This is a genomic window from Cryptosporangium arvum DSM 44712, assembly GCF_000585375.1.
Lineage (GTDB): Bacteria > Actinomycetota > Actinomycetes > Mycobacteriales > Cryptosporangiaceae > Cryptosporangium > Cryptosporangium arvum.
Genome location: NZ_KK073874.1, coordinates 2627348 through 2653250, shown reverse-complemented (window position 1 = coordinate 2653250; position 25903 = coordinate 2627348). Strand labels below are relative to the sequence as shown.

20 protein-coding genes and 1 pseudogene are annotated in these 25903 nt (G+C 74.4%); 3 read left to right on the top strand and 18 right to left on the bottom strand.

Translation table 11 applies throughout. The features are described from left to right. Positions 1-45: 45 nt before the first annotated feature. The 3 genes from CRYAR_RS12360 to ald form a co-directional block, all read right to left on the bottom strand. Positions 46-738, bottom strand: a complete 693-nt coding sequence (locus CRYAR_RS12360) for a DUF4097 family beta strand repeat-containing protein (RefSeq protein ID WP_157017610.1) — start codon at positions 736-738, stop codon at positions 46-48. Between the two features lie 121 nt (positions 739-859). Then, a complete protein-coding gene (locus tag CRYAR_RS12355) occupies positions 860-1786 on the bottom strand; it encodes a site-specific tyrosine recombinase XerD (RefSeq protein WP_035850707.1) in 927 nt (308 codons plus the stop codon). Positions 1787-1808: 22 nt separating this feature from the next. Then, positions 1809-2924, bottom strand: coding sequence for an alanine dehydrogenase (gene ald, locus CRYAR_RS12350; RefSeq protein ID WP_035850704.1), 1116 nt, complete (start codon positions 2922-2924; stop codon positions 1809-1811). A 196-nt stretch (positions 2925-3120) separates the two neighbouring features. Between ald and CRYAR_RS12345 the strand changes: the two genes are divergently transcribed. After that, positions 3121-3447 carry an NINE protein gene (locus CRYAR_RS12345; RefSeq protein WP_084700387.1) on the top strand — a complete coding sequence of 109 codons (327 nt, stop codon included), beginning with the start codon at positions 3121-3123 and terminating at the stop codon, positions 3445-3447. 113 nt (positions 3448-3560) lie between these two features. Here the strand turns inward: CRYAR_RS12345 and CRYAR_RS12340 are convergent, their stop codons facing one another. The 13 genes and pseudogenes from CRYAR_RS12340 to CRYAR_RS12280 all read right to left on the bottom strand — a co-directional run bounded on the left by CRYAR_RS12340 (position 3561) and on the right by CRYAR_RS12280 (position 21400). Next, the gene (locus CRYAR_RS12340; protein WP_035850702.1) at positions 3561-4169 is read right to left on the bottom strand and encodes an NUDIX domain-containing protein; all 609 of its coding nucleotides are present in this window, start codon (positions 4167-4169) and stop codon (positions 3561-3563) included. After that, complete coding sequence (locus tag CRYAR_RS12335; RefSeq protein WP_035850699.1) at positions 4166-5875, bottom strand: CTP synthase; 1710 nt, start codon at positions 5873-5875, stop codon at positions 4166-4168. The genes CRYAR_RS12340 and CRYAR_RS12335 overlap by 4 nt, the downstream gene beginning before the upstream one ends. 52 nt (positions 5876-5927) lie before the next feature. Then, positions 5928-8102, bottom strand: coding sequence for a hypothetical protein (locus CRYAR_RS12330; protein WP_051570076.1), 2175 nt, complete (start codon positions 8100-8102; stop codon positions 5928-5930). After that, on the bottom strand, positions 8099-10666 hold the full coding sequence (locus tag CRYAR_RS12325; RefSeq protein ID WP_051570075.1) for a hypothetical protein: 2568 nt from the start codon (positions 10664-10666) through the stop codon (positions 8099-8101). Before CRYAR_RS12325 ends, CRYAR_RS12330 begins: the two co-directional genes overlap by 4 nt. Further along, positions 10652-11757 (bottom strand): annotated as a pseudogene (locus tag CRYAR_RS12320) (glycosyltransferase family 4 protein); the annotation flags it as partial. The pseudogene CRYAR_RS12320 and the gene CRYAR_RS12325, both read right to left, overlap by 15 nt. Further along, on the bottom strand, positions 11754-13463 hold the full coding sequence (murJ, locus tag CRYAR_RS12315) for a murein biosynthesis integral membrane protein MurJ (protein WP_211247405.1): 1710 nt from the start codon (positions 13461-13463) through the stop codon (positions 11754-11756). The pseudogene CRYAR_RS12320 and the gene murJ, both read right to left, overlap by 4 nt. Further along, a complete protein-coding gene (locus tag CRYAR_RS12310) occupies positions 13460-14434 on the bottom strand; it encodes a hypothetical protein (protein ID WP_211247404.1) in 975 nt (324 codons plus the stop codon). Before CRYAR_RS12310 ends, murJ begins: the two co-directional genes overlap by 4 nt. Positions 14435-14466: 32 nt before the next feature. Beyond that, complete coding sequence (locus CRYAR_RS12305) at positions 14467-15399, bottom strand: copper transporter (protein WP_035850697.1); 933 nt, start codon at positions 15397-15399, stop codon at positions 14467-14469. Beyond that, positions 15396-16580, bottom strand: a complete 1185-nt coding sequence (gene steA, locus CRYAR_RS12300; RefSeq protein ID WP_035850696.1) for a putative cytokinetic ring protein SteA — start codon at positions 16578-16580, stop codon at positions 15396-15398. The genes CRYAR_RS12305 and steA overlap by 4 nt, the downstream gene beginning before the upstream one ends. 88 nt (positions 16581-16668) lie before the next feature. Next, positions 16669-17892, bottom strand: a complete 1224-nt coding sequence (locus CRYAR_RS12295) for a GNAT family N-acetyltransferase (RefSeq protein WP_035850694.1) — start codon at positions 17890-17892, stop codon at positions 16669-16671. Next, entirely contained in the window at positions 17889-19658 is a 1770-nt protein-coding gene (gene recN, locus CRYAR_RS12290; RefSeq protein WP_035861983.1) for a DNA repair protein RecN, read from the bottom strand. Before recN ends, CRYAR_RS12295 begins: the two co-directional genes overlap by 4 nt. Before the next feature lie 10 nt (positions 19659-19668). Then, positions 19669-20589, bottom strand: coding sequence for an NAD kinase (locus CRYAR_RS12285; protein ID WP_051570074.1), 921 nt, complete (start codon positions 20587-20589; stop codon positions 19669-19671). A 1-nt stretch (position 20590) separates the two neighbouring features. Next, positions 20591-21400: a TlyA family RNA methyltransferase gene (locus CRYAR_RS12280; RefSeq protein ID WP_035850693.1), complete on the bottom strand. Its 810-nt coding sequence runs from the start codon at positions 21398-21400 to the stop codon at positions 20591-20593. A 483-nt stretch (positions 21401-21883) separates the two neighbouring features. Between CRYAR_RS12280 and CRYAR_RS42995 the strand changes: the two genes are divergently transcribed. Together CRYAR_RS42995 and CRYAR_RS12260 are read left to right on the top strand one after the other, a co-directional pair. Continuing rightward, on the top strand, positions 21884-23623 hold the full coding sequence (locus CRYAR_RS42995; RefSeq protein WP_157017608.1) for a hypothetical protein: 1740 nt from the start codon (positions 21884-21886) through the stop codon (positions 23621-23623). A 283-nt stretch (positions 23624-23906) separates the two neighbouring features. Beyond that, the gene (locus tag CRYAR_RS12260) at positions 23907-24245 is read left to right on the top strand and encodes an SCP2 sterol-binding domain-containing protein (RefSeq protein WP_035850692.1); all 339 of its coding nucleotides are present in this window, start codon (positions 23907-23909) and stop codon (positions 24243-24245) included. A 59-nt stretch (positions 24246-24304) separates the two neighbouring features. On the opposite strand, the gene CRYAR_RS12255 is transcribed toward CRYAR_RS12260, so the two are convergent. Further along, the gene (locus CRYAR_RS12255) at positions 24305-25330 is read right to left on the bottom strand and encodes an HAD-IIA family hydrolase (protein ID WP_035850691.1); all 1026 of its coding nucleotides are present in this window, start codon (positions 25328-25330) and stop codon (positions 24305-24307) included. Further along, positions 25327-25884, bottom strand: coding sequence for a tetratricopeptide repeat protein (locus CRYAR_RS12250; RefSeq protein WP_063725704.1), 558 nt, complete (start codon positions 25882-25884; stop codon positions 25327-25329). Before CRYAR_RS12250 ends, CRYAR_RS12255 begins: the two co-directional genes overlap by 4 nt. Positions 25885-25903: the final 19 nt, after the last annotated feature.

The window sequence follows — 25903 nt, the reverse complement described above, 5'->3', positions numbered from 1 at the left end:
TCGCTCGGCGTGTCGTTGCCGTGTCGCAACTTCGCCGTGTGCCTCCTATGTGGACGCCGCCGTGATCTGGCCGACGTCGACGGTGACGTCCACCGCGTGCTTCGAGGTCGCGGAGCGGGGCACGGTGACGTCGGTGTCGCCGACGTCGGCGTGGGTCCGCACGGCGTAGGGGCCGGCGCCGGGCAGCCGCAGCGAGACCGCGCCGGTGTTCGTGGTGACCCCGACCCGGTCCGGTGTGGTCGCGTACCGCAGGTCGACGTCGCCGACGTTCACCCGCACGTCGGAGGTCCGGCTCAGCAGGCGGTCCGCGGTGACCTGCCCGACGTCGATGCGGACGTCGAAGCGGCCGGAGAGCCCGGTGGCGTCGACCTTCCCGGCATCCACGTCGGTCACCAGCGCGGTGGCCGCGGGCACCGTGACCCGGTAGCGGACCTCGCAGGCCTTCGTGCCCCGGCACCCCGGGGAGTCGAGCTTCAGCACGCCGTCGGTCACCCGGTGGCTGGTCCGTGGCTTGTCACCGTTGTAGCGGACGACCTCCTCGACCGACACCGGCCCGTCCCCCGCGACGACGTCGAGCGTGACCGCGTCACCGGTCACCGACAGCGTCCGGACGGTGTCGGTGACGTCGTAGTTCGCTTCGCTCTTGTTCCGGAGCGGTTGGTCGCAGCCGGTCAGCAGCGCCGCCACCGCGACCAGCCCCACGACTGCCCCGATCCGTCCACCCGTGCGCGCGTTCATTCGTCCGCCCTTCTCGCGTCGGCCTCCAGCCTGGCGGGAAGAAGCGCTCCGCCCATCCGGCACCGACCCTGACCGACCCCGGATTCCGCACCTCCGGGTCACCCCGAGGCGCGGGCCGCCGTCAGAGGGCTCGTGGGTGCGCCATCGCGTAGGCCTCGCGGAGCTTCTCCGCCGTGACCAGCGTGTAGATCTGCGTGGTGGCCACCGACGAGTGGCCGAGGAGCTCCTGGACGACCCGGACGTCGGCGCCGCCGTCGAGCAGGTGGGTGGCGAACGAGTGCCGCAGCGTGTGCGGCGAAACCCTGCCGGCGAGCCCGGCGCGTTCGGCGGCGGCGTTCAGGATGCCCCAGGCGCCCTGCCGCGACAGCCGGCCGCCGCGGGCGTTGAGGAACAGCGCGGGGGTGCCGCGCCCCGCGGTGGCCAGGGCGGGGCGGCCCCGCACCAGGTAGGCGTCGATCGCGGACCGGGCGAATGAGCCGACCGGCACCAGGCGGGTGCGGTCGCCCTTGCCGGTGAGCGCGACCGTGTCCCGTTCACCGGCCGGCACGTCGTCGACGTCCAGCCCGACCGCCTCGGAGATCCGCGCGCCGGTGCCGTACAGCAGCTCGAGCAGCGCCCGGTCGCGCGCCGCGCGGGGCTCGTCGTCGCCGCCGCCCGTGGCGTCGAGCAGACGTTCGATGTCGGCGAGCGGCAACGCCTTGGGCAACCGGCGCGGCGGCGTGGGGGGCCGGACCTCCCGGGCCGGGTCGGAGCCGGCGCGTCCGTCGCGCACCGCGAACCGGTGCAGGCCGCGGACCGCCACCACGGCCCGCGCGGCGGACGACGCGGCCAGCGGCGGGTGCTCGTCGTCACCGGCGCGCAGGGTGGCCAGGAACTCGCCGACGTCGCGCTCCCCCACCCCGGCCAGCCCGTCGATGCCCCGGGCCTCGAGGAACCCCAGGTAGCGGGTGAGGTCGCGCCGGTACGCCAACAGCGTGTTGCGGGCCAGGCCGCGTTCGACCGCGAGGTGGTCGAGATAGCCACGCACGGCCCGCTCCAGCGCTTCCACGCCCGCGACGGTAACCGGTGGGTCAGGCCAGCGCGTCGGCCAGCGCCAGCGCGGTGCGTCCGTGCGCGGCCGCGACCGGCTCGGACACCACGTGCCCGTCGTAGGTGTTCAACCCGAGCGCCAGCGCCGGATCCGCCCGCAGCGCGTCCTTCCAGCCGCGGTCGGCCAGCTGCAGCACGTACGGCAGCGTGACGTTCGTCAGCGCGTAGGTCGAGGTGTGCGGCACCGCGCCGGGCATGTTCGCGACGCAGTAGAACACCGAGTCGTGCACCCGGTAGGTGGGGTCGTCGTGCGTGGTGGGACGCGAATCCTCGAAGCAGCCTCCCTGGTCGATCGCGATGTCGACGAGCACGCTGCCGGGCTTCATCTCGGCGACGAGGGCGTTGGAGACGAGCTTCGGCGCCCGGGCCCCGGCCACCAGCACCGCGCCGACGACGAGGTCGGCGTCGAGCACCGCCCGTTCGATCTCGTAGCTGTTCGACGCCACGGTCTGCAGGTGGCCCTGGTAGATGCGGTCGGCGGCGCGCAGCTTGTCGATGTTGGTGTCCAGCAGCAGCACCTCGGCCTGCATGCCCAGCGCGATGGCGGCCGCGTTCATCCCGGACACCCCGGCGCCGATGACCACGGTCTTCGCCGCGTAGACGCCGGACACGCCGCCCATCAGCGTCCCGCGGCCGCCGCCCGAGCGCATCAGGTGGTACGCGCCGACCTGCGGCGCCAGCCGCCCGGCCACCTCGCTCATCGGCGCGAGCAGCGGCAGCGACCGGTCGGCCAGCTCCACGGTCTCGTACGCGATCCCGGTGACCTTCCGGTCGACGAGCGCGTCCGTGCATTCCTTGGACGCGGCCAGGTGCAGGTACGTGAAGAGCGTCTGACCGGCACGCATCCGGTCGTACTCCTCGGCGATCGGCTCCTTGACCTTCAGCACGAGCTCGGCCTCGCCCCAGACCGCGTCGGGGCCCTCGACGATCTCGGCTCCGGCCTCGGCGAACAGGGAATCGGCGAGCGAGGAGCCGAGCCCGGCGCCCGCCTGCACGGCGACGGAGTGCCCGTGGCGCACCAGCTCCTGCACGCCGGCCGGCGTCAGCGCGACCCGGTACTCGTGGTTCTTGACTTCTGCCGGGACACCGATCCTCATCTCAGCGATCTTAAGCCCGGGAGGCACTCCGGGGGCGGCGACGCGCAGTGATCACTGGTTGCATCGGTCAACGCGAGTAAAACCGCTCGACGAAACGGAAATACCGCTCGGCATTTACCCACAAAGGCGACAGGAATTTACCGGTGTCGCCTACCCGATCGTGCACCGTAACCAAAGCCCACTACGCTGCGGCGCCATGACCTACTCACCACCTCCTGGCCAGTACCCCGGCGGTCAGCCGGGCGGCTACCCCGGCGGTCAGCCGGGATACGGCGCCGTCGACCCGGCGACCGGCCTGCCCTACTCCGACAAGTCGAAGCTCATCGCCGGCCTGCTCGGCATCCTTCTCGGTAGCTTCGGCGCCGGTCGGTTCTACACCGGCCACACCGGCATCGCGATCGGCCAGATCGCGGCGACGTGGCTGACCTGTGGCCTCGGTGCCCTGTGGCCGCTGATCGACGGGATCATGATCCTCGTCAACGGCGGCACGGACGCCCAGGGCCGCCCGCTGCGCCCCAACTAAGGCCCGCTTGTTCCCCAAGCGCCGCGCCCCGTTCAGGGGGCGCGGCGCTCTACTTTTCCGGGCCTACGACGGCTCCCCGGGCCTCTCCGGGCGGGCGTGAGCCCAGGAGGGAATCAGACCCGCGAGGGCCGGGCCGCCCAGGGAGCGTCCGGACCGCGCAGGCCCTTCCAGTTCCGCGCGTGGGCCGCGAAGGCCGCCAGCACCCCGGCCCCCGCCGCCGCGTTCTCGATCTGCCCCGCCAGCACCATGTCGACGGCCTCGTCCAGCCCGAACCACGCCGTCGTCATTCCGGCTTCCTCATCGAACCGGGTGTAGCGCTCCGCCTCCGGCACCGGCGAGATCTCCCGCGCCAGGTAGATCCGGATCGCCTCGTTGGACGCGCCGGGCGTCGTCAGCAGGTCCACGAGCGTGTCGTAGCGCCCGGCCCGCAGGTCGGCCTCCTCGGCCAGCTCACGCGCCGCCGACACCACCGCGGGCTCGCCGTCGACGTCCAGCAGGCCGGCCGGGAGCTCCCAGAGCTCCCGGCCGACCGGGTGGCGGTACTGCCGCACGAGCAACACCCGGTGGTCGGCGTCGAGCGCCACGACGCCGACCGCGCCCGGGTGGATGATCCAGTCACGCAGCCGCGTGTTCCCGCCCGGCATCGTGACCTCGTCGGTGACGACGTCGATCACCCGCCCCGACGTGAACTGCGGCGTGCGCGACACGAGTTCGTACGTCACGACAGGGCACCCGCGGGGGTGTCCTGCACCGGCACCTCGACCGGCAGCCGGCTGGCGTTGTCGTAGTCCAGCGCCGCCGCCACGAACGAGCGGAACAGCGGGTGCGCCCGGGTCGGCCGCGACTTGAACTCCGGGTGCGCCTGCGTGGCGACGAAGTACGGGTGCTGCTCGCGGTCGAGCTCGATGAACTCCACCAGCTTGCCGTCCGGCGACGTGCCCGAGAACTCCAGCCCGACCGACGTCAGCTGCTTGCGGTAGGCGTTGTTGACCTCGTAGCGGTGGCGGTGGCGCTCGGAGACGCTGGTGGCCCCGTAGGCGTCGGCGACCAGGGACCCCGGCGTCAACGCGGCCGGGTACGCCCCGAGGCGCATGGTGCCGCCCATGTCGCGGTCACCGGACACGACGTCCTTCTGGTCGGCCATCGTGGAGATCACCGGGTGCGGCGAGTCGGGCGTGAACTCGGCCGAGTCCGCGCCCTCCAGCTTCGCCAGGGACCGCGCCACCTCGATCACCATGCACTGCAGCCCGAGGCACAGCCCCAGCGTCGGGATGCGGTTCTGGCGGGCGTAGGTGATCGCTCCGAGCTTGCCGTCGATGCCCCGTACCCCGAACCCGCCGGGGATCAGCACGCCGTCGACGTCGGCCAGCGCGGCCGCCGCACCGGCCGGCGTGGCGCACTTGTCGGCCGCGACCCAGCGGATGTCGACCTTCGCGTAGTTCGAGATCCCGCCCGCGCGCAGCGCCTCGGTCACCGACAGGTAGGCGTCGGGCAGGTCGATGTACTTGCCGACGAGCGCGATCGTCACCGAGTGGTGCGGGCGGTGCACGCGGTCGAGCAGGTCGTCCCAACGGGCCCAGTCGACGTCGCGGAACGGCAGGTTGAGGCGGCGGACGACGAACGCGTCCAGGCCCTCGCGGTGCAGCACCTTCGGGATGTCGTAGATCGAGGCGGCGTCGGAGCAGGAGATCACGGCGTCGGCGTCGACGTCGCACATCAGGCTGATCTTGCGCTTGAGCCCCTCGGGGATCTCCCGGTCCGACCGGCACACGATCGCGTCGGGCTGGATACCGATGTTGCGCAGCGCGGCCACCGAGTGCTGGGTCGGCTTGGTCTTCAGCTCGCCGCTGGGCGAGAGGTAGGGCACCAGCGACACGTGCAGGAACAGGACCCGGTCGCGGCCGACGTCGTGGCGTACCTGCCGGATGGCCTCCAGGAACGGGAGCGACTCGATGTCGCCGACGGTGCCGCCGACCTCGGTGATCACGACGTCCGGGACGACCCCGTCGGGACCGGCCGCGGCCATGCCGCGGATCCGCTCCTTGATCTCGTTCGTGATGTGCGGGATGACCTGGACGGTGTCGCCCAGGTACTCACCGCGACGCTCCTTGGCGATCACCCGGCTGTACACCTGACCGGTGGTCACGTTCGCGTTCGCCCGCAACTGGGTGTCGAGGAAACGCTCGTAGTGACCGACGTCGAGGTCGGTCTCGGCCCCGTCCTCGGTGACGAACACCTCTCCGTGCTGGAAGGGGTTCATCGTGCCGGGGTCGACGTTGAGATACGGATCCAGCTTCTGCATGACCACCCGCAACCCGCGTGCGCTGAGCAAATTGCCCAGGCTGCTCGCGGTCAGGCCTTTGCCGAGCGAGGATGCGACTCCCCCGGTGACGAAGACGTGCGTGGTCGCCTGCGACGACAGCGACAAGGGGACTCCCGCGGTAATGGCGCGGCCTGGTGGCCCGCGCGCCCACGGAATTTCACGGTAACACGTCTGCGGTGGCCTCTGCGGAGCGTGCGGGCGTGTCCGACGTTTTCTCGTCGTCGGGGGCACTCTCCGTAGTCGCTCCGAGTTTGCTCGGTGGATACGGACGCAGCCACGCCGCCACCGCGGCGGGCAGCGCGATCAGCGCGGCGTTCACCGGGATCGCGATACCGGAGTCGTTGACCGCGAACCCGAGCAGCCCGAGCACCACGACGACCTGCAGGCCGGTGCGCAGCCCCGGGTGGGCCCGGTAGGCGACCCGGAGCCCGGCCGGCGGGCGGAACACCGCGACGGCCGCCACGACCAGCAGCAGCGCGGCCACGACCGTGTGCGGGCCGGCGAACAGCAGGTCGAGGTTCGCGCGGATCTTCCGGTCGACGGTGGCCAGCCCGTTGCCGTCGAGCACGGTGGCGACGAACCGCCCGAAGTGCGTGCGGTCCTCCTCGGGGCGCAGGTAGTCGGCGATCGCCAGCATGGCGACCAGCGCGGCGCCCCCGCCGAGCACCGCCGCGGCCTTGCCGGTCGTGACCTTCCGCCCGGCGACCAGCAGCGTCAGGACGCCGAACGCGGGCACGAGCGTGAGGATGCCGCCGAAGTCGGTGCCCAGCCCCGGTGAGCCCTCGACGACGATCACCGGCACGGCGACGGCCAGCGCGACGGCCACCGCGGACCGGGCCGGGCGTCCGGTGGCCAGCGCGGCCGCGAGCAGCACCGCGGCGGTGCCGAGGACCGCGAACGCGACGTTGCCGAACCCGACGTAGCGTCCGCCCTCCAGCGCGGTGTAACCGAGCAGGCTGTTCAACTGCAGACGCGCCCCGGTCGCCACGTCCGCGAGCAGCACCAGCACGGTGATCGCGGAGATCGCGGCCAGCCGCCCGGTGGCCGTGCGGCCCCACGGCGGCCCGACCGCGACTGCGGTGACCAGCGTCATCGCGCCGAGCACCGCGCCGGCCAGCGCCGGGGTGGTGGGGTCGGCGGCCCACCACGGCACCAGGTTGGCCAGGAACGTGGCCACCGGGAACGTGCCGAGCGCGGTCACCGCGACCGCGCCGTGGCGCCGCGCCGGCGCCGCCGGCTCGCGCCGCCGGATGAGCCAGGCCGCGACGCCGTAGACGATCGCGCACAGCCCGGCGAACCCGGCGAGGAACGTGCCGACCAGGTGTTTGCGCGACACCGCCGCGGTGTCGGCGTCGACGAGTTCCTCGCGGGTGGCGTCGAAGCCGGGGCGCTCGGTGTCCGACCGGATCACCGGCCGCCCGGCGATGTCGTCGGGGACCGCTTCGCCGAGCACCGCGAGCACGGTCGGGGCCATGTCCACCAGCTGCAGGTACGGCTCGCGGCCGGTGCTGGGCGAGCGCAGCCAGCCGGCCTCGAAGCCCGGCCCGTCGGCGATCGCGACGTGCAGGCGGCCGTCGGTCGCGTCGGTGTCGGACACGCCGACGACGAGCAGCGTCGAGTTGACCGGCCGGGTGGCCTCGATCTGGGCCAGCGCGGAGTCGAGCAGGCGCAGCGCCTCGGCCCGCCGGGCCGCGTAGCCGGCGGGGTCGGGCAGGATGCCGAGGTCGATCGCGGTGAACGGGCACGCGCGCAGCAGCGGACCGGGGTCGGCGGGCAGCGCCGGCCGGTAGACGTCGACGTTCCCGGACGAGTCGGCGGCGGCCAGCGCGGCACCCGGGCCGACCGCGCCCGTGCAGTTGAGCCGGGTGCCGATCAGCCCCGGTTTCGCGCCGAAGCGCAGGCCGCGGTTGAGCGCGGCGAGGTCCTCCCAGCCGTCGACCGCGGCCCCGGAGCCTTTCGGACGGGCGCTGACCGGCGGGGCGGTGCGGGGGCCGCAGCCCTCGGCGGTGTCGATCTCCGACGGCTCGACGATCGCCGAGGACCGGCCGGCGCCGAGCGTCAGCCAGCCCTCACCGGCGCAGGTGACGGCCGGGGCGGCCCGGACCGACAGCGTGCCGACCGAGCCGCTGGTGGCGAGCTTGGCCAGCGTGGGCGTGCGGTCGGCGGTGACGTCGGTCCACTGCAGGCCGGCCACGCCGACGACGATCACCGCGTCCGACCGGATCGTCTCGGTGGCCGGGCGCGCGGCGACCGACGACGGGGTGAGCAGCACGGCGACGACCGCCGCGGCCGCACCGACGAGCCCACCGACGAGGCGGGGGTGGCCTCTCACCGCGACACCCGTCCCTGGGTCGCCACGGTCTCGTCCTCCCCGGCCTCCGTCCGCGCCCGGGGCACCCGGGGCGAGCCGTCGGCGTCGGGCGGGGTCTCCGGGTCGGGGCGTGGGGCTTCGCTCACCGTGATGGGCGCAGGCACAACGGGGTCTCCGCCGGTCGAAGGGGGTTCGCCCGGCGACGAGCCGGATGGCGGCTCGGGGTCGGACGGGTCGGACGGGTCGTCCGGTGCCCCGCCGGAGCCCGGTCCGGGCGACGGCGGAGGCGGGGCGGAAGGAGCCGAGGAGTTCCACACCGGCAGATCCCGGCGCGCCGGCCGGCGACCGGCCAGCGCCACCCGGATCGTGAGCGCGATGGCCAGCGGTACCGCCACCATCGCGGCGAAGGCGGGCACGGCCACGCCCGAGTCGTTCAGCGCGAACCCGAGCACCGCGGCGACGGCGAGCCCGGTGAGCCCGGCCCGCACCGCCGGGTACAGGCCCAGCACCCGGCGCAGCCGCGCGGTGGGCACCAGCAGCACGAACGTCACGAAGATCGCGACCGCCACCACCAGGATCGTGAGCTGGCTGGTGAGCAGCAGGGTGACGTTCGCCTCGGCCTTGCGCTGGATCACCGTGCCGGCCTCGCCGTCGAGCAGCTGGGCGACGAACCGGCCCAGGTGCGAACGGTCGGCCTCCGGGCGGGCGTAGTCGGCCGCCGCGAACGCCGAGACCGCACCCAGCGCGGCCACCGCCGCACCGGCGACGACCCCGCTCGACACCCGGCGCCCGGACAGCCGCACCGCGGCGAGCAGCACGGCCGGCGTCAGCGCGAGGATGCCGCCGATGTCCGCACCCCACCCGGGCGCCCCGACGACGAGCACCGCGGCCGCGCCGGCGACCGTGAACAGCGTCGGCCGCCGCCAGCCGGGCGTGGCCTGGGCCAGGCAGCCGACGCCGATCAGCACACCGGCGGCGTAGACGCCGAACGCGAGATTGCCGAACCCGGTGAACCGCCCCGCGACCAGCGGCGAGTAGCCGGGCACCGCGTTGAGCTGGAGGTTGCTGCCGGTCAGCACGTCGGCGGCGAGCACGAGCGTGGTGCCGATCGCCACGCAGCCGATCGGGCCGGTGGGGCGCCCGCGCCACGGCCCGCCGTACGCGACGCCGGTCAGCGCCGCGACCCCGGCCAGGATCAGCGCGACGAGCACGAACAGCGGATGGTCGGAGCGCCACCACGGCACGACGTTCGCGGCGAACGCCGCCACCGGCACGGTCGCCAGCGTCACCGCGAGCACCTCGACGACCTCGATCGCCCGCGGCCACCGCACCCGACCGGCCTTCGCCGGGGCCGCTCCGGTTGCTCCGTCGGCGCCGGGGACCACGCGGAGGCCCGCGCCGCTCGCGCCGCCGCGCAGGGCGCTGGGCCGCAGGGTGGCCGGCGGGCCGGACTCGGCCACCACGGTGTGCCAGCGGCGGAACACCAGCCACCAGGAGACCAGCATCAAGGCGAGCACGGCGACGACCATGATCGTGAAGAACGGCTGCACCAGCGGCCGCTGTGCCCCCGCGGCCCGGTCGTGGTCGGTCAGCCGGGCGACCTGACCGGCCGGGGTGGCGGCCTGCGCACCGGCGGAGACGATCGCGACGCCGTTCATCGACGCCACCGGGTCGAGGCCGAGCGCGGAGATCGCGGTGGGCGCCAGATCCATCAGCTGGACGAACGGCGCCTTGCCGGTCGTCGGCGAGGTGAGCTCGGCCCCGGGCGTGAACCCGGGCCCCACCGCGACCGCCACGTGCAGCCGGGGGACGTCACCGGTGTCGGAGATCCCGACGACGAGCAGCACCGAGCCGGTCGGGCGGGCGTCGTCGACGCGGGCGACGATCGCGTCGGCCGCGGCGGCCACGCGGTGCCGGGTCGGCTCGCCGCTGCGGTCGGAGATCGACGGGCCCTCGACGATCGTCACCGGGCACCGGGTGAGCAGTTCGGACGGGTCGCCGGGCAGGATCGCCGCGTACCTGTCGATGCGGCCGCTCGGGTGCGCGGCCGCGACCGCGGCCCCCCGCCCCACCGCGGTGACGCACCGCACGCCGTCGGCCAGTGCTCCGGGGCGGGTGCCCTGGGTCAGCGCGCTGTTGCGGGCGATGATGTCGGCCTGCTGCGGTAGCCGGGCCCCGGTCTCGCGGGGGGCCCCGCCGTCGGCGGCGAGGTCGGGCGCGGCCAGCGGGAACTGGTCGGGGCAGGTGGTGCCGTGCCGGGGCCCGCGGCCCCGGTTCCCGGCGCCGAGCGTCACCCAGCCGTCGGCCGGGCAGGTCAGCGGCCCGGCGGCGCGTACCGACAGGGCCCCGGCGCTGCCCGCGCGCAGCAGCCGCCAGAGCGCGGGCGTGCGCTGCGCGTCGACGTCGTCCCAGCGCAGCCCCGGGACGCCGACCACGACGACGTGGGCGGTCGCGGGCGTGACCGGAGCCGGAGCGGCCACCGGCAACCCCGGCACCGCGGTCATGCCGGTGATCGCGGCGATCACCACCACCGCGCACACCACCGCGACCCGGAGCAGCAGCGTGATCGTCCGCTCCCCCGTCACGAGGGCGCCTGACTGGGGACGTCGGCGCCGGCGAGCTCGGCGTAGACGGCGGCCGCGTGGGCCGCGACCGTGGCCTCGTCGGGCCAGCCGGCGGCGATCCGCGCGCCGCGCGCCGCCAGCGCCGACGCCTCGCCGGGGTCGGCGAGCAGCGCGCTCACCGCACCGGCCACCGCGTCCACGTTCCCGGACGGCACCAGCCGGGCCCCGTCGCCGACCAGGCCCGGTACCCCGCCGACCGCGGTGGCCACGAGCGGGCGCCCGGCCCGCAGCGCCTCCTGCGCGAACAGCTGGCGCGCCTCCCAGTCGCTGGTGACGACCGCGACGTCGCAGGCCGCCAGCAGGTCGGCCACGTCCGTGCGGTGGCCGAGGAAACGCACCGGTGCGTTCTTCGCGGTGGCGCGGGCACGCAGCGCGGCCTCCTCCGGCCCGCTGCCGGCGACCACGACCGTGGCCCCGCCCCACCGCACCGACGCGTCGACGAGCACGTCGAGACGCTTCTGCGGGTGCAGCCGCCCGACCGTGAGCACCAGCGGCCCTTCGACGCCCAGCGCGGCGCGCACCTCGTCCCGCGAGGTCACCGGCGGCTCGAGCGTCGGCGCGGCCACCGGCCCCGGACGCACGTCGCGCCCGCCGAGCCGCAGCGCGCGCCCGATCAGGTCGTCGGACGCCGCGAGCGTCACGTCGGCCGAGCGCGCGACGACCCGCTCGAGCCCGCGCAGCACCGGGTTGCCGGCCATCAGCAGGTTGTGCCAGGTGACGACGAGCGGGCGGCGACCGGCCGCGGCGGCGACGAGCCCGGCGCGCAGCCCGTGGGCGTGCACGACGTCGGGACGGTCGGCGCGCAGCCGGCGACGCAGGGTGGCCAGCGCGGTGGCGTCCTTCAGCGGGTTCGGGCGGGCCGGGATCTCGACCGGCGAGAACCCCGCACCGGCCGAGCGGAAGGCGAACAGCTCCTCGGTGGCGGCCGGACCGTGGACGTCGACCCGGTGCCCGGACGCGACCAGGTGCCCGGCCAGCGACCGCACGTGCTTCCCGACTCCACCCGTACTCGACGCGAGCACCAGCGCTACCCGGGGCCGTCCGCTGCTCACGCCTTCTCTCCTTCATCGACGATGGGGTCCAGCATGCCTGGTCGGTCCGACACGACGCGCCGGGGTCGCCGCAGCGGGATGCCGGTCTCGGCGCCGACCAGCCGTCCGACCGGCCGCAACACCGCCAGGAAAAGACCGGCGACGACGATCGCGGTCACGACGCCGGCGCCGAGGGCGGCGAACACACCCGCCCCGGGCAGCACGGAGGCCACCCAGGCCCCGGCCGTCGCGGCGAGCACGGTCGCGGGCACCAGCGCGGCGGCCAGCCGCCCGAGGCCCCGGAACGCCCCGGTCCCGGCGGTCCGCGCGGTGAGCACGAGCAGCGCGACCCCGAGCACGGTCATGCCGATCGTGTTGCCGGCGGCGAGCGCGGCCACCCGGTCTCCGGCCGGCAGCGCGAACGCGAGCACGACGTCGGCGACCGCGGTCACCGCCCACCCGCCGAGCACCGCGGTCGCGACCGGCCACGGCCGCCCGGCCGCGTAGAGCGCGCGCGAGAGCAGCGCGAACAACCCGTAGCCGAGCAGGCCCGGCGCGAAGAGCGCGATCCCCGTCGCCACCGCGGCCCGGCCGGCGTCCGCGTTCCCGGCCGCGGTGACCACCGCGGCGATCGGCCCGGCGCCGGCGATCAGCGCCGCGGTGGCCAGCGCGCAGAGCACCAGCGTGCCGTGGAGCGTCGTGCGCAGCGTGTCGCGGTAACCGGCGCGGTCCGACCCCTCCCAGGCCGACGCCAGGCGCGGGTACGCCGAGGTCGCCAGCGGCACCGCGAACACCGCCCAGGGCAGCAGGAACACCGTCTGCGCCATGGTGAACACGACGAGCGAACCGACCGGAGCCGACCGGCTCTCCTGGGTCAGCACCAGCACGACCAGCAGGGCGACCTGCTGCCCGGCGACCGTGGCGACGCCACTGCCCACCATCCGCCGCGCCGGGCCGACGACCCCCGCCGGGAACCGCAGCGTGGGGCGGATCCGCACGCCGGTGCCCCGCAGCGGCAGCAGCAGGCTGAGCGAGAGCACGACGACGCCGAGCGTGGTGCCCACCGCCAGCACGAGCTGTCCGCCCAGCCCCACGTCGGACGCGGTGGCGGCGCCGCCCTCGGTCCACCCGTACACCAGGTAGGCCGCGATCACGGTCACGCTGGACAGCAACGGCGCCAGCGCCGGACCGGCGAACCGGCGGTGCGCCTGCAGGACACCGGTCAGCACGATGCCGACGCCGTAGAGCACAAGTTGCGGCGCGAAGATCCGCAGCAGCAGGCGGCCGAACTCGCCGTCGGCGGCGCTCGCGCCGGGGAGCAACGCGTCGACGATCGGCCCGGCCGCGACCGCGATCACGACGGCCAGCGGCGCGAGCAGCAGGACGGCCCAGGTCAGCAGGGCGGACGTGATCCGGTCGACGGTCGCCCGGTCGCCCCGGTCGGCGGCACCGGCCAGCAGCGGCACGACCACGGCGGCGAGCGCGCCGCCGGCGACGATCTCGAACACGATGTTCGGGATCGTGTTGACGGCCTGGTAGATGTTGCCGACCGAGGTGACGCCGACGGCACCGGCGAACACGAAGATGCGGCCGAACCCGACGATCCGGGCGACGACGGTGAGCCCGGCGATCAGACCGGCCGCGCCGAGCAGCGTCCGGGTGCGGCGGGCCCGGGGCGGCGGCGACCCGGTGTCGTCCGGGGCCGCCGCGGTGTCTGGCACGCTCACCGCTCTCCGGCGGCGTGCCCCGGCTCCCCCGTCCGGGAGGACGTTGGTGCCGCCGTGACCTCGGCCGCCGGTTCCCCAGCGGTTGGCACTCCGGCGGCAGGTTCGGTGGTGGGCGCCGCGGGCGGGCGGCGGCCCCAGCGGTCGAGCGCGTCGAGCGCCGGGGTGCGCGCGATCACCGCGGTGAAGCTGACTTTCTCGCTGGCGGCCATCAGCCCGATCAGCCCGGCGGCGGTCAGCACCCGCCCGGTGCGCCCGAGCCGCGCCGCCGCGGCCACGCCCAGCAACGCTCCCAGGGCGTTCGCCCCGGCGTCGCCCAGCATGCTCCGCTCGCCCAGGTCGTCGGGCAGCGCGGTGACGGCCGCACCGGTGACCGCGGACGCGACGACGGCGGAGCCGTTCCGGTCGCCGGCCAGCAGCGGAGCGGCGGCCAGCAGACCGACCTTCAACGCCCGTCCCGGGCGCAGGTCGAACAGGTTGACGACGTTCGCCGTGCCCGCGACGACGGTGGCGGCCAGCACGGTGTCGGCCGCCGCGCCGAGCGGCGAGCGCGACCGGGGCAGCAGCGCGCCCGCGACGAGCGCGCTCGCGCCGATACCGGCCACCTTCACCGCCCCGGCGCTCACCCGGCCCGCGCGCAGCGCGTCGAGGTGCCCGCGGAAGCCCTTGTCGGTGCGCTGGTCCGGCCGGGCGCCCACGACGTCGTCGTACGCCCCCACCGCCGCCGCTCCGAGGCCCGCCACGCCGGCCGCGGCCGCTACCCGGGGTGCGACCACCGCGACGCCGATCACGGCCGCGAGCGTGGCGCCCAGCGCCGTCACCGGGCCTTCGGCGAGCGTCACCGGCTCACCGCGGTGGTTCGTCCGCGCCAACGCGTCGCTGATCGACGCGGGGAGCCGCGCCGCCGCGCGCTGCAACGCGAACGTCGTCGCGACCGCCAGGGTCGCGGTGCCGAACCTCCGTGCGGGGGGCACGCCGTCCTCCTCGTCGGGCAACTGCCGGGGAATCAGCTGCGTAGCGTCGGGATCCGCGCGCTCGCGCCGCTGCCGGTGCCGTAGTGCCCGACGCGGCCGGTGAACTGCTCGGCCAGCGCCATGGCGGTGGCGACCTGCCCCTCCGCGAGCGAGACCCCGTCCACGGTCGAGATCGCCTTGGCCAGGGTACCGTCGTCGCGAACCGCGGCCACCGGGTTGCCCGCCCCCGCCGCCGTCGTCCCGGCCAGTACCATCTGCCCGGCCACGGTGTCGAACTGCTTCACGATCTCGGTGAACGCCTTGTTGCGGTCGGCCGAGCCGGTACCGGTCTCCGGGGCGCCGGTCAGCATCACGACGGCCGTCGCCGGGGTCGCGGTGACCTCACCGTCCAGATCGAGCACCCCCAGGCTCTCGTAGGCCTGCAGGATCGTCGTGCGGTTCGCGGTCGTGATCTTCGCCGGATCGGCCAGCAGGACGTTGGCCAGCAGCGCCGAGGACGTCTCGACCCCCACCCCGTTGTTCGGCAGCGTCGTGACGCTGGCCGGGGTGACGCGTGCGGCCAGGTCCTGCAGCGCGTCGTCCTTGTTCGGGTCGGTGAAGTCCTTGCGCAGCCGCACCTGACCGGTGGGCTTCGCGCCGGCCAGCGCGAGCATCTTCACGACCTGGTCGCGGTCGTCGTTGTCGGCGGTCGGGCCGCTGACCACCAGCACGGACCGGCCGGTGAGCGTCCCGGCCAGCAGGCCCGGCGCGATCTGGCGCACGAACTCGTCCTGCGAGGCCGCTCTGGTCTGCAGTTCCTCGACCTGGTCACGCAGCTGGCCGTTGCTGTTCCGGAGCCCGCTGACCTGCTCGTTGAGCTGGTTCTGCACGGTGCCGTTGAGGGCCGCCGTACCGAGCACCAGACCCACGGCGAGCGCGAGGAAGACCGCGGTCAACGAGACCACGTGGTACCGGAAGTTGATCACGAGAACAGCCTCTGCAGCTGGAAGACCAGGTTGTCCCACTGCTCGGCGAGCAGTTGCAGGGAGGTGCGGCCGACGGTGGAGATCGCCAGCGCGGCCGCCATCGCGCACAGCCCCGAGGCGATCAGGACGAACAGTGACATCGACGACATCCGCTGCCGGTAGAGGCGGCTCACCCCCTTGGCGTCCACCAGTTTGCCGCCGACCCGCAACCGGGTGAGGAACGTCGAGGCCATGCCCGCCCGTCCCTTGTCGAGGAACTCGACCAGGGTGGCGTGCGTGCCCACCGCGACGATGAGCGTCGCGCCCCGCTCGTCGGCCAGCAGCATCGCGATGTCCTCGCTGGTGGCCGCGGCCGGGAACACCACGGCCCGGACGCCGAGCCGGTCGACGCGGGCCAGGCCGGGCGCGCGCCCGTCGGGGTAGGCGTGGACGACGACCTCGGCGCCGCAGCGCAGCACGTCGTCGGAGACCGAGTCCATGTCGCCGACGATCAGGTCGGGCGTGTACCCGGCCTCGACCAGCGCGTCCGCCCCGCCGTCGACGCCGATCAGCACCGGCCGGAACTCGCGGATGTACGAGCCGAGCACGTCGAGGTCCTCGCGGTAGTCGTACCCGCGCACCACGATCAGGCAGTGCCTGCCGTCGATCTGGGTGCGGATCTCCGGCACGCCGACGCCGTCGAGCAGGAGCTCGCGCTCCCGCTTCATGTACTCCATCGTGTTCGCCGCGAACGCCTCGAGCTGCACCGACAACCCGGCCTTGGCCTCGGTCATCGCGGCCGCGACGGTCTCGGTGTCCTGGCGCTGCCCGGTCGCGACGATCTCGTCACCGAGGTAGACGTTCGCGCCGTCGACGCGGACGCGCTGCCCTTCCCGGACCCGGTCGAAGATCTCCTGGCCGACCGCGTCGACGAGCGTGATGCCCGCGGCGACGATGACCTCGGGCCCCAGGTTGGGGTAGCGGCCGGAGATGCTCGGTGCCGCGTTGATCACCGCCGAGACACCGGACGCGACGAGCGCGTCACCGGCGACCCGGTCGATGTCGACGTGGTCGATGATCGCGACGTCACCCGGCTTGAGCCGCTGAGTGAGCCGCTTGGTGCGGCGGTCGAGTCGCGCCGGCCCTGCCGTGGCGGAGTCACCATCGGCAGCGCGGGGGCGTCGGAGAGTCGGGAGGCGCATCCCCTGCATCCTCTCACCGCGCACCTACAGGATTGGCAGCGACGCGCCCTCCTGGCACGAACCCCCACAAAGGGCACTAATCGCCGTACTAGAAGTCGTCGAGCATCCAGGGGGCAGGGCCGGCGAACAGCGCCGCGAGTCGCGCCACCGCGGTCTCGTCGCCATCGGCCAGGTTCGCCGAGCGCAGCGCGGCGGCTCCGGCGTACCCGGTGAACACCGCGGCCAGGCCACGCGGCCCGAGCTTCACCGCGCCGGTGCCGCCGGGCGTCAACGTGCCCCGCCCCTCGGCGACCGACAGCGTCCACCGCCCGTCGTTCCACGGCGCCTGCGGGTCGGTGATCTCCAGGTCGACCTCGCCGCCCAGCGGGCCGAAGCCCCGGCCGGCGACCGCGTCGGCCACGTCGATCAGCCGCAGCATCCAGGGCTCGTGCAGGGTGTGACCGCCGCGGGGCAGCCCGACCCCGCCGAGCACCGGGTCGGCCAAGCGCACCCGGGTGTTCCGGATCGACGTCTGCCAGGAGCCGGCGACCGTCAGCAGCGCGTCGCGGACGTCCTGCCGGTCGGCGATCAGGTCGTGCACCTCGAGCCGCGTCGAACCGTCCGAAGCCGCCGCCCGGCTCCAGCTCGCGTACCCCGCGTCCGTACCGTCGACCGACGCGATCACGACGCCGTCCAGCTCGGCGAGCTTCGCGAGCCGGAAGTGCGGGCCGGTACGGGTGAGCGGGCCGACCGCCGGGCGCGCGGCCGCGGTGTAGAGCGCGTGCACGGCCTGCAGGTCGGCGTCGGCGGGGTCGGAGCGGTCGAGCGCGCGCAGCGTGACGTCGGTACTCGGCTTGACGCCGGCCGGACCGGCCAGGCCGGCCGCCGACAGGACCGCCGTGGGCAGATCGATGACCGCGAGCTGACCGGCGACCTCCCACCCGAACGACCGGTACGCCGGCGGGATCGACGGGTAGAGCGTGCTCACCGGCCGCCCGTCGCCGTGCATCTGCTCGATCGCGCGGGTCAGCAGCTTACGGGCGACACCACGCCGCCGCGCGTGCGCCGCGACCGCCACCGCCGAGATGCCGCCCATCGGTAGCTCGCGCCCGGCGAACCACTGCCCGTCGGGCCGGATCGAGGTGACCCCGAGCAGGTCGCGCCCCTCCACCGCGGCGAAGACGACGTTGTTCTCGGTGCTGCGCCGGTACCGGTCGCTGTCCTCGTCGGCGGCCGCGCGCGGCGGCCAGGGGCCGAACGCGGTGCGCAGCAGCTGCGAACCGGCCTTCGTCAGCGCGGTGTCCTCGGGCGTGAGCCGCACGATCTCGATCATGCCGCCGCGTCCTTCTCGGCCTGGGCGACCGCGAGCAGTTCCTCGGCGTGGGCCAGCCCCAGATCGCTGTCGTCCAACCCGGCCAGCATCCGCGCGAGTTCACGCGGGCGCTCGGTGGCCGACAGCGACCGCAGGCCGCTCGTGGTCACCGACCCGTCCGAGTCCTTCACGACGACCACGTGGTGGTCGGCGAACGCGGCGACCTGCGGCAGGTGCGTGACGACGAGCACCTGGTGGGTGCGGGCCAGCCGGGCCAGCCGCTTGCCGATCTCCACCGCGGCCCGGCCCCCGACGCCGGCGTCCACCTCGTCGAACACCATCGTCGGAGGGCCACCGGCCCCGGCGAACACGACCTCGATCGCGAGCATCACGCGGGACAGCTCACCACCGGAGGCCCCCCGGTGCAACGCCAATTCCGGCGCGCCCGGGTGCGACGCCAGGCGCAGCTCGACGTCGTCGATGCCCTCCGGGCCGACCGCCAGCCGCCGGCCGTCGATCTCCACCGACGGCGCCGCCTCCGAAGCGTCCTTCTGCGAGACCGCGGCGACGACCCGCGCGTGCGGCATCGCCAGGCCGGTGAGCTCGGCGGTGACCTGCTCGCCGAACCGGGTGGCGGCGGCCTGCCGGGCCTTGCTCAGGGCGACGGCCGACTTCGCCAGCGCGGCGGCCAGCTCGTCGCGCCGCGCCCGCAGCGCGTCCAGCGCCTCCTCCGACGTGTCGAGGTCGGCGAGCTTCCCGGCGGCCTGCTCGGCCCAGGCCAGCACACCGTCGATCGAGTCGGAGTACTTGCGGGTGAGCCCGGCCAGCTGCGCGCGCCGCTCGTGCACGGCCGCGAGCCGCGCCGGGTCGGCGTCCAGGTTCTCGGTGTAGGACGCGAGCTCGGTGCCCAGCTCGCCGCAGAGCGCGGCCAGCTCGTCGGCGCGGCGCCCCGCGTCGGCCAGGACCGCGTCGTGACCGGCCACAGCGGACAGCGACCGCCGGACGACGCCGAGCAGCGCCGCGACGTCGGCCGACTCCTGTTCCGCCGTGGGGTCACCGGCCAGCGCCTGGTGCGCGGTGTAGGCCGCGATCCGCAGTTCCTCGGCGTGCTCGAGGCGCTGGGACTCGGCCTTCAGCTCCTCGTCCTCGCCCGGCAGCGGGTTGACCGCCTCGATCTCGGTGAGGCCGAAGCGCAGCGCGTCGGCCTCCTGCGCGCGCTCGTGGGCCCGGTTCGTGCGGTCGGTGAGCTCGCCGACGGTTTTCCGCCACGCCTGGTACTGCCGGCTCGTCTGCTCGCGCAGCGCGGTGACTTCCTCACCCGCGTACCGGTCGAGCGCGGCGCGCTGCTCGGCCGCCGAGAGCAGCCGCAGCTGGTCGGACTGACCGTGCACCGCCAGCATCTGCTCGGCCAGCTCGCCGAGCAGGCCCACCGGCACCGTGCGGCCGCCGACGTGGGCCCGGGACCGGCCCTCCGCGGCGACGCTGCGCGCGAGCAGCAACGTGCCGTCCTCGTCGGGCGCGGCGCCGGCCTCGGCCACCCGGTCGAGCACGAGCTTCTGCGCCGGGTCGTCGGGTTCGAACCGCAGCCGCCCCTCCACCAGCGCCCGGCCGCTGCCACGACGGACCCGCCCGGCGTCGGCGCGGCCGCCGAACAGCAGGCCGAGCCCGGCCACCACCATCGTCTTGCCGGCACCGGTCTCGCCGGTGACGACAGTGAATCCGTCAACGAGCTCCAGCGTCGCGTCTTCGATGACGCCCAGTCCGGTGATTCGGATTTCCTCCAGCACGTGGCAGAGGCTACCCAGCCCCACCGACAGCCCGCTCGTTGCGGGCCGCTTCCGCGTCGCCGCGCCACCCCTGAACGGGCAGCCCGAACTTCGCCACCAGGCGATCGGTGAACGGCCGCGGGCTCATCCGGACGACACGCACCGGGTCGCTTCCCCGGCGGATCACCGCCCGGCTTCCCGGCGGCATCGCCACCACCCGCTGCCCGTCGCAGGACACCACGGCTGGGACGCCCTCGGCGAGCACCTCGATCATGATCGTCGAGGTCGGAGCGGTGACGAGCGGCCGGGCGAAGAGCGCGTGGGCGCTTATCGGCACGACGAGCATCGCCTCCACGTCGGGCCACACGACCGGGCCACCGGCGGAGAACGCGTAGGCCGTGGAGCCGGTCGGCGTGGCGCAGACCACGCCGTCGCACCCCCACCGCGACAGCGGCCGGCCGTCGATCGACACCATCACTTCGAGCATCCGCTCGCGCATCGCTTTTTCCACCGACGCCTCGTTGAGCGCCCATCCGTGCGCGGTGGTGCCGTCCGGGCGGCCGACGGTCAGCTCCAGCGTCATCCGCTCGTCGACGACGTAATCGCCCTCGACGACCCGGCGCACGGTCTCGTCCAGGTGCTCGGCCTCGGTCTCGGCGAGGAACCCGACCCGGCCGAGGTTGACGCCGAGCAGCGCGGCACCGGCCGGGCGGGCGAGCGCGGCGCCACGCAGCACGGTGCCGTCACCGCCGAGCGCGAACACGATCTCCGCGCCCACCGCGGCCTTCTCGTCCGGCCGGACGACCTGCGCGTCGATGTTCAGGTCGGGCGCCTCGTCGGTGAGCACCCGCAGGCCGAACCCGGCGGCGGAGAGCTGTGCCGCCACTCTGCGGGCGTGCACGACGTTGAGCGCTCGGCCGGCGTGGGTGACGATCAGTGCCTGCCGACTCATCTCAGCTAGCTCTCCCTGGCTCTGGTGCTTGTTCGACCGCTGTCCTGACCGCCTCGGGGTCGACCGCCGGAGCGTCCCGCCGCAGCCAGAGGAAAAACTCCACGTTCCCGGACGGGCCGGGAAGCGGGCTGGCCACTACCCCGGCCACGCCCAGGCCCATCGTCGCAGCCTGGTTCGCGACCCCGAGCACCGCCTCGACGCGGTGGGACTTGTCGCGGACCACACCGCCCGCACCCAGCCGTTCCTTGCCGACCTCGAACTGCGGCTTGACCATCGGGACGAGGTCGCCGTCGGGCGTCGTGCACGCCGCGAGCGCGGGCAGCACCAGCCCGAGCGAGATGAAACTCAGGTCGGCCACCGTGACGTCGCACGGACCGCCGATCGCCTCCGGTTCGAGCGTCCGGACGTTCGTGCGGTCGATCACCGTCACCCGGTCGTCGGTCCGCAGGGACCAGGCCAACTGCCCATAACCCACATCCACGGCGACGACGTGCGCGGCTTCGGCGCGCAGCAGCACATCGGTGAAGCCACCGGTGGAGGCGCCGGCGTCTAGGCAGCGCCGGTTCTTGACCGGGACCTGGAAGGCCTCGAGCGCGCCCGCCAGTTTGTGGCCGCCGCGCGAGACGTACTTCGGGCCGGTGTCCTCGGTGACGGTCACCGCCGAGGCCGGGTCGACGGCGGTCGCCGCTTTGGCCGCGACCCGCCCGTCGACCTTGACCGCTCCGGCCGCGATGAGGGTCGCGGCGTCCTCACGGGAACGCGCGAGGCCCCGGCGGACGAGTTCGGCGTCCAGACGTGTACGGCGGGCCACTCAGCTCCCGTCGACCGCGGCGAGCGTGTCCTGCAGCGTGCGGTGCACGGCTTCGTACACGGCGACGTGCTCGGACACCGGCCGCTCTTCGAGGTCGTCGAGTTCAGCGAGCACGGATGCCACCTGAGTCTCGGCCACGCCGGCGTCGATGTGGGTGGGGGTGTCCGCCGGGGCCGTGTTCCCCGGACCGGTGTTCCCCGGACCGGCGTTCCCCGGACCGGCGTTCCCCGGACCGGCGTTCCCCGGGCTGGCGTTCCCCGGACCGGCGCTCCCCGGACCGGCATTCGCCGGGTTGGCGTTCGCCGGGCCGACATTCGCCCGGTTGGCGTTCGCCGGGGTGGGGCCGCTCGGGGCTGGTGGCGGAGTGGGTTTCGGGGTGGGCGGGCCGGGCTTCGGCGCGAACGCGCCGAAGCCTCGGTGGTCCGGTCCGGACGTCACGAGTCCGAGGAGCCGCCGGCCGGCGCGGCGTTGCCGGTGGGGCCGGTGGCGTTGTTGGTGTCGGTGTTGCCGGTGCTCTTCGCCGGGGTCGCCTTGGCCGCGGTGTTCTTCGCGGCGGTGCTCTTCGCGGCGGTGCCGTTCGGCGTCGACTTGGCCGGGGTCGCCTTGGCGGCTGTGGTCTTGGCCGCGGAGGTGGTGGAGGGGGTGGACTTCGCCGCGGTGGTCTTGGCGGGAGCCGACTTCGCCGCCGTCGCCTTCGCGGAGGTCGTCTTGGCGGGAGTCGTCTTGGCGGGAGTCGTCTTGGCGGGAGTCGTCGTCTTCGCGGGGGTCGTCTTCGCGGCCGCGGCCTTGGCTGCCTTGGTCGCCGGAGCCGTCTTGGCCGGGGTGGTGGTGGCGGGCGGCGTAGTGGCCGGAGTCGCCTCGACGGCGGGAGTGCTGGCCCCGCTCGCACCGGTCACCGGAGCGCCGGTCGCCGGAGCACCCGTGCCTGTCGCCGGAGTGCCCGTGCCTGTCGTGCCCGTGCCCGTCGCCGGAGCCCCCGTCGGGGAGGCGCCGGTCGCGGAGGTACCCGTCGCGGAGTCAGCCGGAGCCGACGCGAACGCGGGCTTCGCCGGAGCCGTCTTGGCCGGAGCCGTTTTGGCCGGCGCGCTCTTCGCCGCCGCGCTCTTAGCAGGCGCCGACTTGGCCGGCGTCGCCTTCGCAGACGCGCTCTTCCCAGGCGCGGTCTTGGCAGGCGTCGTGCTCGCAGACGTGCTCGTAGGCGTGCTCGTAGGCGTGCTCGCAGGAGCGGCCTTCGCAGGCGCGGCCTTCGCAGGCGTCGACTTCGCCGCCGTCGACTTCGCGGGCGTCGCCTTGGCCGCGGAGGCCTTCGCCGCCTTGGTCGCCGGAGCCGTCTTCGCCGGGGTGGTCGTGGCCGGCGCCGTCGTCGCCGGAGTCACAGCCCCCGCCGGAGACGCGCTCACCGAAGGCGCCGCCGTCGCAGCAGGCGCAGCAGCGGGCGTCGTCGCCGCAGTGGTCGTCGCCGTGGCCGGCGTCGCCTTCACCGGAGCGCTCTTGGCCGGCGTGCTCTTGGCCGGAGCGCTCTTGGCTGGAGCGCTCTTCGCAGGCGCGCTCTTCGCAGGCGCAGGCACAGGCGCCTCCTTGGCCGGAGCCTTCTTCGCGGGCACGCTCTTGGCCGCCGTAGCCTTCGCGGTCTTCGCCGGCGCCGACTTCACCGCGCTGGCCAGCGCATCACCCTGCGTCCCCGACGTCGACTCCGAAGCCGACGTGGCCTTCGCCGCCGCCTTCGCCACCGACGGCGTGACCGCCTTCACCGCCGGAACCGGAGCCACCTTCTTCGCCGCGACCTTCTTGACCGCGACCTTCGCGGGCGCCTTGGCCGGAACCTTGACCGGCGCCTTCGCGGGGGCCTTCTTCCCCGCCGCGGCGTCGGCGAGCGGGTCACCCTGCGGCCCACCGGCCGACGTACCCGCCCCACCCTGCGCGGCCTTCAGCGCGGCCTCGAGTTCCTTGATGCGAGCGGTCAGCTGGCCGACCTCATCGGCCGTGGCCAACCCGACGCGGTTCAGCGACTTCTCGATCTCCGCCCGAACCAGGTTGGTCAGCGCCTCACGGTTCTCGAGGCTGGTCTTGAGGAGGTCCTCGGTGAGCGCCTGGACCTGCTCGACAGTGGCGCCACCGCTCTTCGCGAGCTTCTTCGCGGCTGCCTTGGCCTGCTTCTTCGGCACGTCGGCCAGCCCGGTCGCGAGGGCGAGATACGTCTTGAGTGCTTCCTGCATGGGGTAGACACCTTCCGCTGCGCCGCGTTGGCCCACGCGGCCGAGTCACCTCACGCTACCCGTTGGTCCCAGTTCCCAGCACACCGCCGGTGACGGCGGCCCGGCGGCAGCACACAGATTCGCACGTCGAAGCCCTGCTGATCGCCCACATCGGCCGGACACGCCGGAGCCCGCGAATCCGCCGCCCGGACACGCAGCGCGACCACGGGCACCGCGACCCGCCGCGTTGGTTTCGCCGGGGTACCGTCCGAGCCGGGTGAACACCCGAACCGAACGAGCGGAAGGAACCCATGGCGACGCTGGAGGAGTGCCGCAAAGCGCTGCAGGACGTGGCCGACCGGATCGCCTCGGGCGACACCGGCGACCGTCAGCCGCCGAAACTGGACCGCTCGCTGGCATGCCGGATCACCGACCTCGGCACCGGGTTCCACGGTCGCCTCGCCGGCGGCACGATCCAGAACCTGACCGACGGCGACGACCCCAAGGCGCAGATCGCGTTGACGCTCTCCAGCGACGACCTGGTGGCTCTCAGCCGCGGCGAGCTCGACTTCGCCAAGGCCTGGGTCAGCGGCCGGATCAAGGTCCAGGCCGGCATCAAGGACATGCTCCAGGTCCGCAAGCTGCTCTAGCTCCGGTGACGACCACGAGCCGGGCGCAGGGCGCCCGGCTCGTCGTTGTTCGGGGTTGTTCAGAGGCCGAGCGAGTCCAGGGCCTCCTGCGCCGCCGCACCGTCCGCGCGCACCGCGGACGGCCCCGGCCACGCGTCGTCGTCCGCGCCCGGCAACGCCCACGCGGCCGTCGCCAGCGCGCGGAGCGCGTCCAGCGAGGACCCGGCGCCGCCGAGCACCAGACCGGAGCCGTCGGCCGTGACGGTCCACCCCGCCGGCACCGCGGGGTGCGGCTCGGTGAGCCCGCTGAGCAGGTCGGCGGCCACGTACGTCGGCCGTTCGCCGGACCGGGCCGCGAGCAGGCCGGACGCGTCGGTCACGCCGGTCATGACCAGCAGCGAATCCGCGCCACCGTTCACCGCGCCCGCGATGTCGGTGTCGAGCCGATCCCCCACCACCAGCGGCCGGTCGGCACCGATCCGGCGCACCGACTCCTGGTGCAGCCGCGGATGCGGCTTCCCGACGATCACGTCCGGTTCCCGCCGGAGCGCGGTGGTGAGCACGGCCACCAGCGAACCGTTCCCCGGCAACGGACCCCGCGTCGACGGGATCGTGAAGTCCCGGTTCGTCGCCACCCACCGGGCCCCGGACCGCAGCGCCACCGCCGCCTCGGCCAGCTGCTCCCAGCCGACCTCCTTCGCGAACCCCTGCACGACCGCCGCGGGCTTCTCGTCCGCCGAGCGCACCGGACGCAGCCCGACGTCCGCGACCTCGTCCGCCAGCCCCTGCGCCCCGACGATCAGCACCGCGGAACCGGCCGGCAACTCCTCGGCCAGCAGCGCCGCGGACGCCTGCGCCGCGGTCACGACTTCGTCCTCGGTCGCCTTCACGCCGACCCGCCCCAGCAACGCCACCACGGTCGGCGCCCGCCGCGACGCGTTGTTCGTCACGAACCCGATGCGCATCCCCGCCGCCCGCGCGGCCGCGACGCCATCCGGAGCCTGCGGAATCGGATCTTCCTGCAGGTAGAGCACTCCGTCGAGGTCGAAGAGCGCCGCGTCGTAGAGCGCGCTCAGCGGCTCGTCGGTACCGCGCAGCCCGGTCATCGCACCTCACCGTTGGGCGCGTCGTCGTCCGGCGCCCCGTCGCTGCGTTCGATCCCGCGCAGCAGTTCCTCGATCTCGACCGGCACGTTCACCGTCGACCCGCGCGTGGGCCGTTGCTCCTCGACCGGAGCGCCCGCCGTCGCCGGCCCCCCGACCGGATCCACCGCGTTCTGCGCCCGCGCGTTACGCAGGGCGGTCGCGTAGTGGTGGTCGTGCGGCTTCATCGCGACCGCCAGCGACAGGTGCTCCACCGCCACCTTGGGATCGCCCGTGCGCAGCGCCGCCAGGCCCAGCCCGAACTGCGCGTAGTCGTCCGACGGGTGGTCGGCCACGATCTGCGCGAACAGCTCGCGGGCCTCCGCGTACTGCTCGGAATCGAACAGCGCCCGCGCCAGCGACTCCCGCGCGGACCGCGAGCCCGGGTCCGCCGCGAGCGCCCGCTGCAACAGCTGCGCGGCCGCCGCGGCGTTGCCCTGACGGAGCAACTCCTCCCCGCGACGGAACCAGTCGTACGCTTCCCCGGTCGGCGAGCCCGGATCCGGCGTCTCAGTCATGCGTCAGCCTCCGAAGTAC

Coding starts and splice junctions, on each gene's coding strand:
- CRYAR_RS12360 (WP_157017610.1), bottom strand. CDS start 738: ATGAACGCGCGCACGGGTGGACGGATCGGGGCAGTCGTGGGGCTGGTC.
- ald (WP_035850704.1), bottom strand. CDS start 2,924: ATGAGGATCGGTGTCCCGGCAGAAGTCAAGAACCACGAGTACCGGGTC.
- CRYAR_RS12345 (WP_084700387.1), top strand. CDS start 3,121: ATGACCTACTCACCACCTCCTGGCCAGTACCCCGGCGGTCAGCCGGGC.
- steA (WP_035850696.1), bottom strand. CDS start 16,580: ATGCGCCTCCCGACTCTCCGACGCCCCCGCGCTGCCGATGGTGACTCC.
- CRYAR_RS12295 (WP_035850694.1), bottom strand. CDS start 17,892: ATGATCGAGATCGTGCGGCTCACGCCCGAGGACACCGCGCTGACGAAG.
- CRYAR_RS12285 (WP_051570074.1), bottom strand. CDS start 20,589: ATGAGTCGGCAGGCACTGATCGTCACCCACGCCGGCCGAGCGCTCAAC.
- CRYAR_RS12260 (WP_035850692.1), top strand. CDS start 23,907: ATGGCGACGCTGGAGGAGTGCCGCAAAGCGCTGCAGGACGTGGCCGAC.
- CRYAR_RS12255 (WP_035850691.1), bottom strand. CDS start 25,330: ATGACCGGGCTGCGCGGTACCGACGAGCCGCTGAGCGCGCTCTACGAC.
- CRYAR_RS12250 (WP_063725704.1), bottom strand. CDS start 25,884: ATGACTGAGACGCCGGATCCGGGCTCGCCGACCGGGGAAGCGTACGAC.